Source organism: Actinomycetota bacterium (genome assembly GCA_018334075.1).
Classification (GTDB): Bacteria; Actinomycetota; Coriobacteriia; order Anaerosomatales; family UBA912; genus JAGXSC01.
The window spans coordinates 1-15,560 of the sequence record JAGXSC010000070.1 but is presented as its reverse complement, the minus strand read 5'-3'; the positions used below and the strand labels follow the sequence as shown (position 1 = coordinate 15,560).

Here is a 15,560-nt window from a genome sequence, read left to right as displayed (position 1 = left end):
CTCGCCGCTATCGCAGGCATCTCACTGCTGGTGGGAGGGATCGGCATCATGAACATGATGCTCACCACCGTGACCGAGCGCACGCGTGAGATCGGGCTTAGGAAGGCTATCGGCGCTGACGAGGGCGTGATCGCAACGCAGTTCCTCACCGAATCCGTTGTGCTGACATTGTTAGGCGGGGTGATCGGGATCGTAGTGGGCTGGGCGATCTCGAGTGTGGCAGGCTCCCTCATCTCAATCGTCCCGATTGTGTCGCTCGACGCTGTCGCGCTTGCGGTGGGCATATGCGCGTTCGTAGGTGTGGTCTTTGGCTTCTACCCCGCCCGCCGAGCAGCGCGTCTAAGTCCCATCGAGGCGCTCAGATATCAGTAGCGACCGTTAGGATCGCGCGAACTCGAGTAGTGGGCCGTATTCGAAAGAGACGTCAGCGCGGCGCAGAGCACCCATGTACTCCGCCCGCGTCTCGCCCGTAGAAGCAAGATTCGCGCCCCCCCCCACGTGAAGCGCCTTTCGCCAAGTGAAACGGCCAGTAGGTCGGCCGCCAACCGAGAGTGCCGTCCATTCCCGTTCGGAAACGGATGGATAAGGACCAGCCTGTGATGAAAACGAACTGCTATCTCATCGACTGACCAGGGGTATACGTCCACTGAGTCTACCTGTGCACGAACGTCGGCCAGCAGATTGTGGAGCTGGACTGATATCTGGGCGGGCGGCACCCCGATCGTCGTGACTCGCTGCCGCAGCGTCCCTGCCCACTTCCAGACGTCGCAGAACATGCGACGATGAAGGTCGCAGATCGAATCAGATGACAACAGAAGATCGACTGTCCATTTCTTGCGTATCGCCCATACCATCGCCTCAGTGATGTTATCGTGCTCGACCGTGTTCAGATCGTTTCGAGTGGCAACCCACGTAGGGATAAGGCCGTCCATCTCATCGGGGCCGAGAGGTGTTGCGCCCTCCGGTTCTACGAAGATGGGGTCAGCGTCTATCATTACTCGCTCCACCTCTTGGTCCAGAGGTGACGCGAGTTAGCAATTTCCTCTAGGTGCCTTTCCCGAGACGTACTGGACTCATCCGGCTCCTGGTCTTCGAGCCGCATAGTTTGATGAACGTACCACTCCTGCTCAAGCAGAATCTGCTCTGCCCTGCTCCGTACCGTCTGCTCAAGACTCTCGCGCGGTACCAGTGCGTAGACGAGAGTACAGTCCATCGCCTCGGCGGCACGCCTGAGAGTGGCCAAGCGTACTCCACCCTCCCGCTCGTTCGCCTCGATCTCGCTAACCGTAGCGCCACTCACGCCCATTCGCCTACCGAGCTCCGCAGCAGACATACCAAGGGCGTCACGAAGCGCCCGAATCCAACCGGCACGGGGCGACGCGAACTCAGAGGCTGCGGGCAGCCTTCGGAGTCTGGCGTCAAGCATTCGGCGAGCACGTCTTGCCTGTTCAGTTCTTTTCACAGGATTCTCCCTGTCATACCACTGCATTGCTTAATACTATACCCTGTGAGTGTCTTCTATTCAATAGGTAATAACCTGTCAATCTTGTTAGTTTTCACAGGCGCCGGTCGTCGATGGAAGCTGGCGTGTTCAGCATGTTTACAATGACCACACTCGCCAAAAGGAGGATGGCCACGCCAACGACGGCGAGCACCGCCGATGTCTTCCTGTTCATCGTCGTCCGCCCCCCTCAGCAGTCGTCCCATAATCTGGAGCCCTCGAACACGTCGTCGGATATGGAGTCGAGGAGTACCTTTTATGGGATCGCGAGGTCTAACGCCAGTCGCTCGTTCCATGATAGCGCATTGCACCCATTGACCTGCGCCCAGCCGGTGATGCCCGGATGGTCCTCGTGCGGAACTTGTATATGCGAAAAACTACAGTGGCGATTCCCGTAACAACGATACCGAAGACTCGCTTCATCCCTTAGTGCCGCTCTCGCTCTCTCCCAGGGCGTCCAAAAGCACGCCTTCAAGCTGTCTCGCCAACGAGTCTCTGCAAAAGCGAGTACTAGCGAGCATGAACGAGGAGTCTCGCATCTTCGACAGCCTATCTTGGTCACGCAACAGGGCATCGATGTTTCTGGCTGCTAGGGCAGAGTCTCGAGCAGGCACAACCAGACCCGCACTGTTCTCGCGAAACAGATCAGCAAGCCAGCCCTCATGGTTAATCACCACAGGCGTGCTCGCCGCCATTGCATCAAAGACCTTGTTTGCCGAGTTCGCATGAAGCACCGGTTGGTCTATAACAGTAGAAATCGCTAACGTTGCCGCACCCAACACCGCTGGAATATCACTCTTGGGCAGCTCACTCATAAAGCGCATATTCTTATCCAACACGCCGAGCTTAGCAGCCAGGGCCTTGACATCACTCAGGCATCGACCGCCTCCCACGACAAGAAACCTCACCTCGGGGTTTAGGCGCAGCATCTCCACAGCGACGTGAACAAGGTACTCAACTCCGTTTACAAGACCGACTGTCCCACAGTAGACAATCAGCGGATTCTGCCCAATCCACGACTCCGACATGCGCAGCTGCTCTCCAGCAATCTCTGCCGATGCGAACAACTCGATGTCGCAGGCGTTGGGTATCACAGAAACCTTCTCAGCAGGGTATCCTGTCGCGGTTACCCCTCTTTTCATGTCGGGCGAGAGCGCAACCACGCGAGCCGCATTCCTGTAGGCGAACCGCTCCAGCCATCGTGCAGCTACGCGTTCCAATGGGGTCCTGAGGGCTCCTAGCGCTATCGGGACTTCCGGCCACAGGTCCCGAACCTCTAGCACCATCGGCACGCGGCAACGACGCGCAGTGTATGCGCCCGGAAAAGCAATAGTAAGGGGAGTGCTACTGGCGAAAACAACTTCCGGACGAACACTGGCAGCGCGGGAGCCAGCAAGCAATGAGTACTGGCCGAATGCTCGCATGCGATCGCCATAAGTCATCGTGTTGGAATAAGGTACGTGGGTCCAGTGAACCTGGATACCATCCTCTTCCGTAACCACCCAGCCACTCGTCGTTCGCTCACCGAATCGATCCGTGGTTATCATGTCAACCGAATGGCCCATCGTTACCAGGCGCCGAGCGAACTCGAAAGAGCGCGTCCCTCCGGCCATGTTTGCTGTGTTGAAGTACTGATGTAGGTAGACGATCCTCAATGTGCTGGCTGCCTTCCGGGCTGAGCGAATACCCTAGTCACGATACCATGCAGCGGTTGCCTTGAATTGACATCAGCCTTGGGCAACCATTTGGAACAAACTCGACTATTCGCGGCTGCTGGCCAACAAATCTCGTTCAGGAAGGCATTCCAAACAGGCTTCTTACTAGAACCTTTTCTTCCCTGTTCAGGGCTACCTTCCATGCAACCAACACATACACTGTGGCTACGATGGCAATCCGAACCACGAGAGCACCCCAGGAATCAGCAGCACCATCCGCAAGAACAGCAGCTGCCGCTGTGGCCAAGCCAACAGGAACCCAGCTACCGCGAACAACCTCCTTGAAGAAACGTATCATATCAAGCCCCAGAACTCGGTGAAAGTAAACGTTGTTAAACAAGACATATCCGAGAATCCACGCTGCCGCAGTCCCAATCGCGGCCCCCACAATCCCAAAGTGGTCAACCAAGACTATGCTAAGCAAAATGTTGAATATAGCCACTGCCAGCGATACTACAGACTTCACCTTGTGCTTGTTCTTTGCCCACATTACATACAGGCCGACGTCGGATATTCCTGCCAGCATGGATGGCAGAATCACAATGAGCGCAATAATGTATGCCTCAAGGTGCTCCGGACCAACCCAGAGCGAGACGAAACTCTGCCCCAGCGTAACAAAACCCAGTACAGGCAGCGCCAGTACAAGGAGCTTGATGCGGCCAATCTTAATCATATAGTCAGTCAATTGCGCGTTTGTTGCGGACCGCGTAACCTGGCCAACCACATCCGGCATTAGGACATCAGAGATCACAACCGACAGCGCGAAAAAGAGTGAGGACAACAGAAGGCCGAGTGAATATACGGCCACGGCAGCGCTGGATATCTTGATTCCCACGATGATCACATTTGCAGAGTTGAACAACTGGAAGGCAAGTGCATCAACAAAAACGACTGATGAGTATCCGAGGATCTGTGCAGCATAGGGCCTCGAGACTGAGCGAAAATCGATGCTGACGCGCAGCTTCCTGAAGCAATACATGCAGCCGACAGCTAGAATCACAGCAGAAAGCACCACGTCAGCCGCGACAACCGCGACTGGTCCATATCCCTGAAGCAGCAATGCGACGACCGCCAGAGCCCGGACCACGTTTCTGGCAATATTAAAGACCTTGAGAAGTCCAAACTCACCGTAGGCTTTCATGACACCTGTTGTCAGGTTCAAGAGCAAATTCAATATTCCGTTTGCTATAAGTAGCGGGAGTAGCCGCTGCAACAGATCAATCTCGGCCGCAGAGAAGGAGCCAGCGAATACCTGCGGCGTAAACCGGGACACTACAGTGCCGAAGAGTAGCAACACTATCCCTGCGGCAGCGCTCACCGTAACCGAAAGCGCGAGGAATCGGGCTTCGAGGGCCTTATCCTGTTTTTCCCTGTACTCGGACACGTAGCGAACAACAGCGTTACTCAGGCCTAAATCAGCAAGCGCAAAGTATGAGGCCACGGACATGCCAAGTCGGTAGACGCCAAAGTCGCCCTCGCCAAACATGCGCAGCATGAAGGGCGTCAAAAAAAATGCCAGCAGGTTCTGGAGGGACAGGGCAAGGTACCCCAGAACGACGCCTGCGCGCTTACCGCGCATTCTGACAGCTCCCGGCAGCGCGTCCCAAATGCATCTTCGCTATAAAATGGTGCAACTGGAACCCCTTGACCGCAAGAATCTCCTTGAGCACTCCTGCGGCAGCGCCAGTATCAGGGACGTCAGGCCGACGCATATATCTTCCCTGCACCGACGGACACGCTGGACCATTCGCATTCCTATGTCGCAGGGCGGTGCTCGAATCAATACTCGTGCCACGCAGGTGCGCTGCGGTGGTCGATGCCTGTAGCTCACCAGGACCCCTCGTCCAAGTTATGCCACGCCGAATCACACGGGCGAAGCCGCCAGTCACGGTTCTCGGACTCATTCTCAGGAAAATCGCAGTAGCCGACGTACAGGGCTCTCTGTATCCGCAACAATTCCTTCTGGTAGCCTTACCGACCCGCGCAGTCTCCGTACCCATGCCCTTCTCCATGCTTCTACAGCCAGAAGGGTACGTAAGGGCTGACATCCAGGTAGCCACCCTCAGTATTCCAGTGAAAGAACAGTACGGCCGTCACCACCACAACATAGTTCACTAGTAATCGCGCACGAGGATCCCTTTGATGACTGATCACGAGTGGAATCAGCAGAATCACAGGGATGAAGTAATAATAACCCGCTCGCATCACGACGTTAGACTGCTCCGCAAAGGTCTGGAAGAAGATCGCTCCAAGTAAGAGGTTACTGTAGCCACGGGTAGCTAGATCATCATGGCCGCCAAACATGTAGGCAAGCACGTACACGGCTATCATGCCAAGCAGCATACCGAAGGCCCCGGTCGGCTCTGGTGCGCCAGACAACCCGCCATAGATGCGATGGGCCCACGCATAGAGGGGTTCGCGCACCAAATAAACTGCGCCGAACAGGCTAAGCACCAGCACCATCCATCGAGCATCAAACCTAGGCATATGGTAGAGCGGGTACGCGAAGAGAAACACCAGCGCTGAAGTGTGGAAGGTGGCTGCAAGCAGGACCGCTAGCACGAACCACAAAAGCCGCTTATCCTTGATAAATCTCAGGGCAAAGAAGCATATACCTATAGCAATGGCTTGCCTCAATCCCGAGAAACTGAACACGAAAAGGCCGAGGGTAACGTACAGGAGTATACTGAGCCACGCGGCCACCGAATACCGGCGGATAGTCGCGCCTATCGGCACCATCACAGCGGCCGCCACAATCCCGAGATATACCTGTGCGCTCACACCGAGTGCGGAAAACAGTTGCGAGAAGTACAAGTAGCCTGGTTCAAAGTTCATCAGGCGCCCCCCGCCGGCAATATCGAGAGTGCCTGCCAATTCATATGCGGGAATGTACGCTGCAACGTCGACCCCGACGCTCGGATGCCTCAAGCCCTGCAGTATAATGATCGCCGCAGATCCAACCGTTGCTGCAATCAAATTCCTTCTATCACGGTCGCCATGCGGCAACAGGCCGAGAAGGACGATCAGGGCTAATAGGCCGTAGTAAGGGATCATCGTCCCCGCTCCCTCGATTCACGCAAGTTCTCTCTAGTCACTTTGCTCATGCCTTAACGGCGCAATCAACCGCGTGCAGATCCCCCAGAAACTGCCGGTATTGCTCGAGATAGTCACTTGTCATCCTGTCTCGCGAGTACGTCTTGACAGCTGCCGCACGCAACGCTGCATGTTCATCTGGCGACATGGGAGCTGCGTGGTTCAACACAACAACCTCAAGGGCATCGATATCTCCATATGGTACGAAGGTGCTATAGTCTGGAAGCGCAATTGACTCAGGACCGCCCGACTCAAATCCTACCACTGGAGTCCCAGACGAAAGCGACTCGGCAGCCACCATTGAGAACGTCTCACGGGAACTGGTCAGTAGGGTGACATCCGCAAGCGAGTAGTATTGCGCCAATTCGTCCTGGTCATCAACTCGACCAGCATACAGGACATCGCCAGGAACCAGGTCTGCTCCGGCGGGCGTATTCCCGACTACGACCAGCACGATTCCCTTGCCACGCAGCCTTTGCGCGAGCTCAAGAACATAACTGCCGCCCTTCAAACCGCTACTGAAGCTCGATGTAACGTGAAGAACAACCCTCTTGTCTCCGATACCCAACTTCGAACGTAAGTCAGCGATGGGGCGAGGAAAGAAGATCCCCTCGGCGTCCACACCGTTCATCACTACCGCATGCTTCTTGTCACGCAGCATCGGCGATTGCTCCGCTCGAGTCTTCAACCAAGGTGAGACCGATACAACTGCGAGCTTATCGAAGCCCTCAAGTGCAGCATTCATCCTCGTCCAAGCCTCGGCGGTCCGGTCGAACAACCACGATTTCGTGGCCTCGCGGAGCTTGGGACACGAACCGCATCCGGTCATCCATCGCTCGCACTCACCTGAGGTTCCGCATCCTCCCGTGAACATGAAGTCTGCGTGTAAGGTCAACACCGTCGGAATGCCTATTCGCTTCAGGTGGTTCAAGAGACGGTAGATGTTCACGAAGTATCCGTTGATGCACTGCAGATGCACCACGTCAGGTCGCTCGGCCTCGATTGCTTTCAGCAAGCGCGTCGTGCCAATAGGAGCTCCAGCGTATGGAATCCCCGTCACTCGCGCCTGCAACGCGGTCAACTTCGCCTCGAACTCCGTAGTAGTCTTGCTCAACTGACGGCGATTGACATTCTCGCCCCGCCCGAAGTAAACAACGGATTCTACGCCCGCAGCCTCAAGTCCATGATGCAAGTCTTGCACTATCTTGCCGGTGCTGCCCTTGCCGAAGACTGAATTGACCTGCAGCACCTTCACCCCGACACCACCTCCCTGAGAACCACCTGAAACCGATCGATGTTGCCCTCAAAGGAGTGGCTCCGGGCGGCGACCATGAGTGCCTGCTTGGCGTATCGTGAACGCTCTGCCTCGCTTGAAATCAGTCGATCGAGAGTCCTCTCGAGATCATTGGGATCTGAAACGACCGCTGCGGCACCTGTCTCCCGGAGGTATCGCGTTAGCCAGAGCTCCGGAGGCGCGTAGATGAGAGGACACGCGCCACTAGCCATGTAGTCCGCCAATTTGGTCGAGAAGGCATATTTGATCTGCGAGCGATGACGCTCAAGAAAGCTCTCAGCATGAACGAGCACATGGGCGCGGTGCATTATTGACACAACTTCGTCGTATGGGACGACCCCCTTGTAGCGAATCCCTGGCGAATTCTGCAGGTCTGAAAGCACATTCTCGTTCAGCGTCCGCCCATAAACATCCAGGTGGAGTTCAGGATTGAGTCGCTGCAGAGCCGCCCCTACCTCGATGATCGAGACGTGTCGGCCGTGACCGAGGTTCCCGAGATAGGCAAAGGTGACGTCCGGGCTCCTGCCAATCTCGACTCCTGGCTTGAGGGTTGTTGGCGGCATCACGGTCACACCCTGGACCCCGTATGCATCTTCATGCACTCGCCTCAGGCCGTCACTGTTGAATACTCCGATGGAGGCGACTGCAAAGGCAAGCCGGGCCTGCCTCCTCAGAATCCGCATGAATGCCCGAAACATCAGGGACAGAAGGCTCGATTGGGAATCCGGCATGTAGTTCCGTGTCTTGAAGTAGTAGTCCTCATTACTCATGATGACCAACGGGATGCCTAGCGTCAGCGACAATCTACGTGCGAGAGCAAAAAGAAAGGGGGCGTCTCCTGCCAGGAGAAACACGACATGGGGATCGAACGCCTCAACCCATGACATGAAGCCCCGGTGCCTCCAGGACCCCAGACTCCAAACCGCATGACGCGCGAGCGAGGTGGTTGGTGTTTTCCTGATGCGGCGGCCACTCTGACCTGCCGTACTGACTCCTGACTCACCACTATCCACAGCGATGGATCTTCCTACCGGCGCCGACCTGCTCCATACCGACTTTAGCGCCTCACGATCTGTCACTAGGAAGTACTTATTGCACACTGGCGAATCTGGGGATTCTGGCCAGATGAAAAACTGGGCCAAGTTAGATATCGGCCAGCCAGAGAACAAGTCCTGGAGCGTACGTCCGTTGGAGCCAGTCGAAGAGAAACAGTTGTTGCTGATGACCAGAACGCGTGGATGAACCCCCTCATCATCAGAATGGCGATTCATTTGATCCCGCAAGCTGAAGTCTCTGATGCATCGTGCCAGCCAGTACCTCCAACATGGTCGTGCCCCGAAAGTTCTTTAAATTGCCCTCCGCGGTGGCTCCAGTCTAGGTGATGGCGGTCAGCCACGCAACCTCCTCTCCTTCGGCCTCAAGCATGCCTAAGAGGCGCAGGACGAGCGTGGCCTCAGGACCTGGGGATCTCAGTTCGCCCCAGTCCTTCCCTAGCCTCGCCGAGGATCTTCACGCCACCACGGATCACCGCTATCGCGATCACAACGCCGATGGCGAGGTCGGGCAGCGGCGAGTCTAGCCAGAGCACAAGCGCTCCCGAGACGATGACGCCGATGTTGGCGAGCACGTCGTTGGCCGAGAATATCCACGAGGCTCTCATGTGCACGCCGCCGCTCCGGTGCTTCGAGATCAAGGCGAGGCAGGTCACGTTCGCCACCAACGCAAGCGCGCCGAAGCCGATCATCAGCGCACCAACGGGGTCGCTTCCGTACACGAAGCGACGGGTCACATCGATGAGTACCCCTATGCCGAGCGCAACCTGAAAGACTCCGCTCGCGGCCGCCGCGCTCGCCTGCAGACGCACCGATCGCCCAACCGCATAGAGCGCGATGGCGTAAATAGAGGCGTCGGCGAGCATGTCTAGGGAGTCGGCGATAAGTCCAGCCGCGTTCGCAAGCCATCCCGCCAGAAACTCAATGACAAACATAGACGCGTTGATTCCGAGAAGCACGATGAGTGTGCGGCGTTCAAGTTCGGCCGCCTCTTGGATCTCACTCTCTGCGCAGCACATGCGGACTCCCAAGCGCGTCTTTGCAAGTCGTTACGCTAGTAAGAATATCCCAATGATATACGGCAATAAAACCAGCAATGCCAGCGAGGGATGGCCACGCCGCTCGGTGTTGCGGCTGTCCCAACTAAAGAGATAGACGGCCAGTCCAAACGCCAAAATGCCGCTTGTAAGTAACATGAACACCGAACTCCAGGGTGAAAATGCGGCCACTTTTCCCATTGCCAATCCATTGAAGGCGTTCATCGCTTGCGTGGCGGGTAAAAGCTGTGCAAATTTCCCGGCAGCGTCAGGTAACATGCTGTATGGCAGCATCATACCGCCCAATATCACGGATGGGACGAAGACAAGCTGCGACCATAGCACCGTCATGCGTGAGCTAGGGGAAACCACTCCGATCAGGATGCTTAACCCTGCGCAGGCAAATGCCATCGCTGCAAAGATCAAGACATAGTTGAGCCAGTTTACTGGCAATGGAGCTTGAAAGAACAAAGGCGCAGTGACTGTGATAAGCACTGCCATGATCGCCAGATGCAGGATGGTCGTCAAAGCCGGAATGACCAGGATCGAGATGGAAGGAATGCCGTTGATCTTATAACTACGGAAAACACCGTTTTCACGGGCGTTGACCAGTGGATCAGGTATCCCTAACAATGTTGCCGCCAGAATGGCAAATACGACCATCGCCGGGATCATGCCCTCCAGGAAGAACGGATTGATCTCGGCCATGATAAACCCCATCATCAGATAAAAACCCAAAGGGAATAAATAGTTCATCAATAGCAGCTGCTTGTTGCGGATACCCGCTCGAAATTCAAAAACAAAATGGTGGATAAAAGCGTTCATTGGGCAACTCCAGCGTTGGTGATTTCAAGGAAACGATCTTCAAGGGATGGCCGCTCCACGCGCAAGTCAATCAGCTCATCCCTTTGAGCATCGATATAGGCGATAATGGCTGACAGCGTAGAGCCGATATCGGAACTAAAGTAGATGCTGTATTCACCTTTTGCCGTGCGCTGGCTGACAGCCGGGAAGATGGCACCAGCGGCAGACAAACTGGAGGCTTGTGTCCGTACAGAAATCTTGGTCAGACCCGCGCCGGTAGCCGTTATCTCCATTGGCGTATCGATAGTGATGATCTTGCCTTGCATCAGGATAGCCACCCGATCTGACATCTGTTCCGCCTCGGCCATGTCATGGGTCGCAAGGATGATGGTGGTGCCGCCGCCTTGCAATTCTCGCATCATGCCATGCAGCTCAACGCGGGTGGCCACATCCAATCCGGCGGTAGGTTCGTCCAGAAAGAGCACCTGGGGGTTGTGCGCAACTGCCAAAGCTAACACCAGCCGACGTTGCTGTCCGGCAGAGAGTTCGTAGAACTGGGTATTCCGTTTCTCGACCAGGCCGAATCGTTCCAGTAAATCAAAGCGGGGCGCCACGTTGTGATAGGCGCAAAAGAATTTCATGGCTTCGTCTGGCGTGATGCTTTCTGGTAATCCCGCCGATTGCAATTGCACGCCGATCAGGTTTCGTAGTTTGCGGAACTCGCTTGCTGGGTCTAAGCCTGCCACCCGCAACAAGCCACCGTTTGGAGCGCGCAGGCCTTCCAAACATTCCAGTGTGCTGGTCTTTCCAGCGCCATTGGGGCCAAGTAAGCCAAATATTTCGCCTTGTTTTACGTCGAAACTGATGCCGTCCACGGCAACGTAATTGCCGTAGGTTTTGCGAAAGTCTTTTACTTCGATCACTGAGTTTTCCGTAGGTTTTATCATTCACGCATTATACATAGTATCTATAGGAATCTGCGTGCAGGCAATACGCCACCCTGATTCTAGCTGTGCGCAGGAGGGAGGTACAGGTCACCAAATCGTTTCCGGGACGTTCCCAGACCGCAACCTGCGACCGCCTCGAGTGGAGTACAGTGAACAGGTGACCCGGTTCGTGCGCACGGCTGACGCCGTGAGAGAGGGGACGTTGTGAGCGTACATAGGCTCGTGGGAATCTTCGTCATATTCGTCGTCGCGGCGTTTGGATGGATCCTCCTCGGCGGATCGATCGAGGCGCGAACGCACCAGGCTGACGGAAGTGGATGGGAGAGTGTAGGTTCGCTGTGGGGTGAGCCCCAGATCCAGTCCGCGCCAAGTTTCTCGGCGAATGGGAGTCCGATACCGATCGCGTCGAGTGCGATCACGGCCGACTTCGACCTCGATCAGCGGCGCAGGGGACTGCTGTGGTACTCGACGTACTTGGTCGACTTCACTGCGGTGTATGGAGTTCGCAACGCATCCAGTGAGACCACTCAGGTCACTATGAGGCTGCCGTTCCCAACCGCGAGCGGTATCTACGACGGGTTCGCCGTCACGGTGGACGGGACGACAGTGCCCATTCGCTACAGCGAAGGAGCAGCGATCGCGAGCTTCCCGCTGCCTGCCGAAACCACCGTACGTGTCGAGACCGGCTATCGCACCCAGGGGCTCGCCGAGTGGCGTTACGTGGCCACCGATGGGGTGGGGGTCATTGATGATTTCTCGCTCGTGATGCGCACCGATTTCGATGACTTCGACTTCCCGTCCGACGGTGTCTCCCCGACTTCCAGGCAGGCCACCGATGAAGGCTGGGAACTCACTTGGCGCTACGACAGCCTCGTAGGCGGCCGTCCGATCGCCATCGCGATGCCCGAGCCGCTCAATCCCGGACCAATCGCATCGCGGATATCGTTCTTCGCGCCCGTCTCGCTCATCTTCTACTTCGCCGCGATGGTGCTCGTTACCGCGATACGCCGGGTCAACATCCACCCCGTCAACTTCGCGTTCCTCGCAGCCGGGTTCTTCGCGTTCCACCTGCTCTTCGCCTATCTCGTCGACCGCATGGATCTGCTCACTGCATTCGCGATCTCCTCGGTCGTCTCGGTTGCTTTGTGCGTGAGTTACCTTCGCCTTGCGGTCTCCGACCGTCGGACGCTGCTCGAGGCTGCGGTAGGTCAGTTTGTGTTCCTCGTACTGTTCAGCTTCAGCTTCTTCTTCGAGGGCAACACGGGGCTCGCCATCACAATCGGAGCGATCCTGACGCTCGCATACTTCATGTTCCGCACCGCGCACATAGACTGGTCCGAGATGTTCGAGCGCAGTGCGATGGAGCGTGCCGAGAAACGGGCCGCGTCGAGGCCTTCAAAGCTCGGGCGATAGACGCGCAACCGGACATCGAAGCTCAGTATGCGCGCGCATCCGACACGCTCGCATGCAGCGAGCAGCGTGCAGTCAGCGAACCCTATCCTCGCGGCGAGTCGCGGATGAGATGCGCGGGTTAGGCAGAACGCAGCTCGAAGAGGGTCACTTCCGGCCTGACGAGGAATCTGGTCTGATTGGCAAGATGCCCGACGCCGCGGCTGACGTAGAGCTTCCGATTCCCGACCAGATCGAACTTGCCCGAAGTGTACAACTTGTTCAGGACAGGCAGCCGAGGAGGATTTATGAAAGGCAGTCTCACCTGCCCGCCATGAGTGTGGCCAGACAGAACCCAGCTCTCGAAGCCGTCCCAACCGTCGTGATCGACAGTGTCGGGATTGTGGGACAGGGCGATCATGGCCGAATCGGTGTTCAGTCCAGCAAGGCTGCCAGCGAGATCGAAGCGCCGGGCCCATAGATCGTCCATCCCGACCACCTGGAGCCCGGCTACGGACGCGATTTCGTTGGAAAGGACGCGTATGCCGACGGATTCGAGCTTCGCCGAGAGTCTCGCTGCGTGCTCGACATCCGACCAGTTGACGCCGTAGTCGTGATTGCCGAGAACCGCCAGCGCGGCGAGCTTCCCTTTTGGGAGTCGGGAGTAGATCCGTTCCGCTTGCTCGACGACACCTGCGTGGTGCGCAGTCAGGTCGCCGGTCAGCACCACGATGTCGGGATCCAACTTCGCGACGGTCCCGAAAGTCTCAAGCACGTAGTCGTCCGAGACGTGTTGTCCGACATGAACATCGGAGAGGTGTACGAGCCTGGCTCCCTCGAGCTCCGCCGGCAGGCTGCGTACAGGCATCGACAGGCTCACGACGTCGAGCCAGTGGGGTTCGATCAACCAGGCGTAGCCGCCGATTCCAGCGACACTGGCGACTGCCGCGGTCGACCCTATCACGAACTGCCGACGGGTGATCATATCGAGGAACCCTTCACGCGGCTGAGTGCCGACGAGCGCTTCGAACCCGAGTATACCGCACGCGTCATGGACATCGGGCCGAGCAGGGCGGTGCGTAACGCACCCCCTAGGCCCTCGCGCTCCAGGAGCTTCAGCACCCGAGACACATTGCCCGGATCTGTCCGCACAGGATCCTCGTTTTCACTTCGGCAGCCAACACGGCTGCCTAGCGGGGTCGTGCCTACTCGAGCGCCCGCAGTACCTCGGCGCGCACAGCGGGGCTTACTGCACCAGCGCCTCCAAAGAAGGTCACCGTGTCGATCGCGGCTCTGTTGGCCTCAAGCGCTGCTTTCGTGTCGGGGTTTAGTGAGGCAGAAGGCGTGAGCAGCATGACGCTGCCAGCCTTGCCTTGCAGCACGCCTCCGGCAAGAGCGTCAGGGAAGTTGCGGCTATTGGTGATGCCAACGCGGTTCCACGTGTGCCCTGCGTTTGCGACCGCCCAGCTCGAAATGGCCACAGCCGTCTTGTAGCGGTCCCTCCCATGGAGTCGTTCCACGCGGTTGGCACCGAAACGACCATCCAGGTAGTTTTCTGTTGCCAAGGACACCACACCGGTGCCGCCTAAGATCACGACGTCGGTCACACCGTTCATCGCGGCTCTGGTGGCAGCCGAGAGTCCCGTGCGTGGATGCGCAAGGTAGATCGGCCACTTGTTGGCTGCGGCGAGCGGGGCTGCGGCGAGCGCATCGGGGAAGTTGCCGCCGGTCGCCACGAATACGCGGCCGTCATAGTTCGCCCCGAGGAGCTTTCTTACTTCAGCTGCAACAGCATCTGCCGTCGCATAGCGGTCGTCGCCCCTGATGCGAGAGACATTACCTGCGCCAAGCTCGGTCCTTAGCGTGCTTTCCACACCCGGGCCAACCGCGCCAGTGCCGCCGAGAATGATGGCTCTCGCAGCACCAAGGCGCCTGATCTCGGCCATCACAGCGGCAGGGATGCTTGTCGGCTCTACAAGGAGCACCGGTCCGTCGAGTGCGCCGGCAAGCGCTGTGCCGCCGAGCGCGTCGGGGAAGTCACGTCCGGTAGCGATGACGACGGTGCGAGCGCCCAAGGGGTTTAGACCGTCAGGGTAGGCTTCAACAGACGCGTCCACTGCGGTGTCAAAGCGCGTGCGGCCTTCTACGGGGATAGAAGGCGGTGGTATCTGCTCAAACTGAGCTGTCACACTCACGTTTGCGATGACGTCAGTGTCGGTGCGGGTGGCGGTCGTAAGCCCATCTGACCACTGGACGAACCTAAAGCCTGCGCTAGGGACGGCCGTGACAGTAGTGCCACTAGAGCCGTGCGTGACTGTTTGTGTGGGGGCTCCCGATATGGTGCCGCCCTCGCCTGCTATGTAGGTAAGAGTGTAGGTGAGACGCTCGAGCGCGATGTCGCGCACCACAGGGGTCACGCCGTCGAACTCGAGAGACTCCGTGGTGGAAGGGATGTGGGAAAGCGCACTAGCGGTGACTCGGTAGGTGCCAGCGTCGGGAAGATAGAGAGCGTAGGTGCCGTCAGCGCCGGTCTGCGCCCAGTCCACCCAGTGCCAGGTCCCATCCTCAAGACGTTGTTCGGCCTCGACAAATGCCCCCTCGAGGGGCAAGCCGGTCACAGCGTCGGTGACCGTGCCGGTGACAGATGGCGGCATCGGCGTGAGCGCGATGTCGCGCACCACAGGGGTCACGCCGTCGAACTCGAACGCCTCCGTGGTGGAGTCGAAAT

General features: G+C 57.5%; 14 protein-coding genes and 1 pseudogene. 2 read left to right on the top strand and 13 right to left on the bottom strand.

Translation table 11 applies throughout. The features are described 5' to 3' along the window. Positions 1-372, top strand: a 372-nt coding sequence (locus tag KGZ89_08785) for an FtsX-like permease family protein (protein MBS3974945.1), incomplete at its 5' end; no start/stop codon positions are given. 6 nt (positions 373-378) lie between these two features. Here the strand turns inward: KGZ89_08785 and KGZ89_08780 are convergent. The 10 genes and pseudogenes from KGZ89_08780 to KGZ89_08735 all read right to left on the bottom strand — a co-directional run bounded on the left by KGZ89_08780 (position 379) and on the right by KGZ89_08735 (position 11,443). Next, positions 379-995: pseudogene (locus KGZ89_08780) on the bottom strand (mobile mystery protein B). Beyond that, a complete protein-coding gene (locus KGZ89_08775; protein MBS3974944.1) occupies positions 995-1,462 on the bottom strand; it encodes a mobile mystery protein A in 468 nt (155 codons plus the stop codon). Before KGZ89_08775 ends, KGZ89_08780 begins: the two are co-directional and overlap by 1 nt. A 458-nt stretch (positions 1,463-1,920) precedes the next feature. Further along, a complete protein-coding gene (locus KGZ89_08770) occupies positions 1,921-3,156 on the bottom strand; it encodes a glycosyltransferase family 4 protein (GenBank protein ID MBS3974943.1) in 1,236 nt (411 codons plus the stop codon). 136 nt (positions 3,157-3,292) lie between these two features. Further along, entirely contained in the window at positions 3,293-4,795 is a 1,503-nt protein-coding gene (locus tag KGZ89_08765) for an oligosaccharide flippase family protein (GenBank protein ID MBS3974942.1), read from the bottom strand. Between the two features lie 437 nt (positions 4,796-5,232). Continuing rightward, complete coding sequence (locus tag KGZ89_08760; GenBank protein ID MBS3974941.1) at positions 5,233-6,270, bottom strand: EpsG family protein; 1,038 nt, start codon at positions 6,268-6,270, stop codon at positions 5,233-5,235. A 46-nt stretch (positions 6,271-6,316) separates the two neighbouring features. After that, positions 6,317-7,564 carry a glycosyltransferase gene (locus KGZ89_08755; GenBank protein MBS3974940.1) on the bottom strand — a complete coding sequence of 416 codons (1,248 nt, stop codon included), beginning with the start codon at positions 7,562-7,564 and terminating at the stop codon, positions 6,317-6,319. Continuing rightward, the gene (locus tag KGZ89_08750) at positions 7,561-8,874 is read right to left on the bottom strand and encodes a glycosyltransferase (GenBank protein MBS3974939.1); all 1,314 of its coding nucleotides are present in this window, start codon (positions 8,872-8,874) and stop codon (positions 7,561-7,563) included. The genes KGZ89_08755 and KGZ89_08750 overlap by 4 nt, the downstream gene beginning before the upstream one ends. A gap of 182 nt (positions 8,875-9,056) precedes the next feature. After that, entirely contained in the window at positions 9,057-9,674 is a 618-nt protein-coding gene (locus KGZ89_08745; GenBank protein MBS3974938.1) for a cation transporter, read from the bottom strand. Positions 9,675-9,704: 30 nt separating this feature from the next. Continuing rightward, positions 9,705-10,517, bottom strand: coding sequence for an ABC transporter permease (locus KGZ89_08740; GenBank protein MBS3974937.1), 813 nt, complete (start codon positions 10,515-10,517; stop codon positions 9,705-9,707). Continuing rightward, entirely contained in the window at positions 10,514-11,443 is a 930-nt protein-coding gene (locus tag KGZ89_08735) for an ABC transporter ATP-binding protein (GenBank protein MBS3974936.1), read from the bottom strand. The genes KGZ89_08740 and KGZ89_08735 overlap by 4 nt, the downstream gene beginning before the upstream one ends. A gap of 204 nt (positions 11,444-11,647) precedes the next feature. On the opposite strand from KGZ89_08735, the gene KGZ89_08730 reads away from it, so the two are divergent. Further along, complete coding sequence (locus tag KGZ89_08730; GenBank protein MBS3974935.1) at positions 11,648-12,856, top strand: inner membrane CreD family protein; 1,209 nt, start codon at positions 11,648-11,650, stop codon at positions 12,854-12,856. A 118-nt stretch (positions 12,857-12,974) separates the two neighbouring features. Here KGZ89_08730 and KGZ89_08725 read toward each other — a convergent pair whose 3' ends face one another. The 3 genes from KGZ89_08725 to KGZ89_08715 all read right to left on the bottom strand — a co-directional run. Next, positions 12,975-13,817 carry a metallophosphoesterase gene (locus tag KGZ89_08725; GenBank protein MBS3974934.1) on the bottom strand — a complete coding sequence of 281 codons (843 nt, stop codon included), beginning with the start codon at positions 13,815-13,817 and terminating at the stop codon, positions 12,975-12,977. Further along, positions 13,814-13,984: a hypothetical protein gene (locus tag KGZ89_08720; GenBank protein MBS3974933.1), complete on the bottom strand. Its 171-nt coding sequence runs from the start codon at positions 13,982-13,984 to the stop codon at positions 13,814-13,816. The genes KGZ89_08725 and KGZ89_08720 overlap by 4 nt, the downstream gene beginning before the upstream one ends. A 53-nt stretch (positions 13,985-14,037) precedes the next feature. Then, the coding region (locus KGZ89_08715) for a cell wall-binding repeat-containing protein (protein ID MBS3974932.1) at positions 14,038-15,560 on the bottom strand (1,523 nt) is incomplete at its 5' end.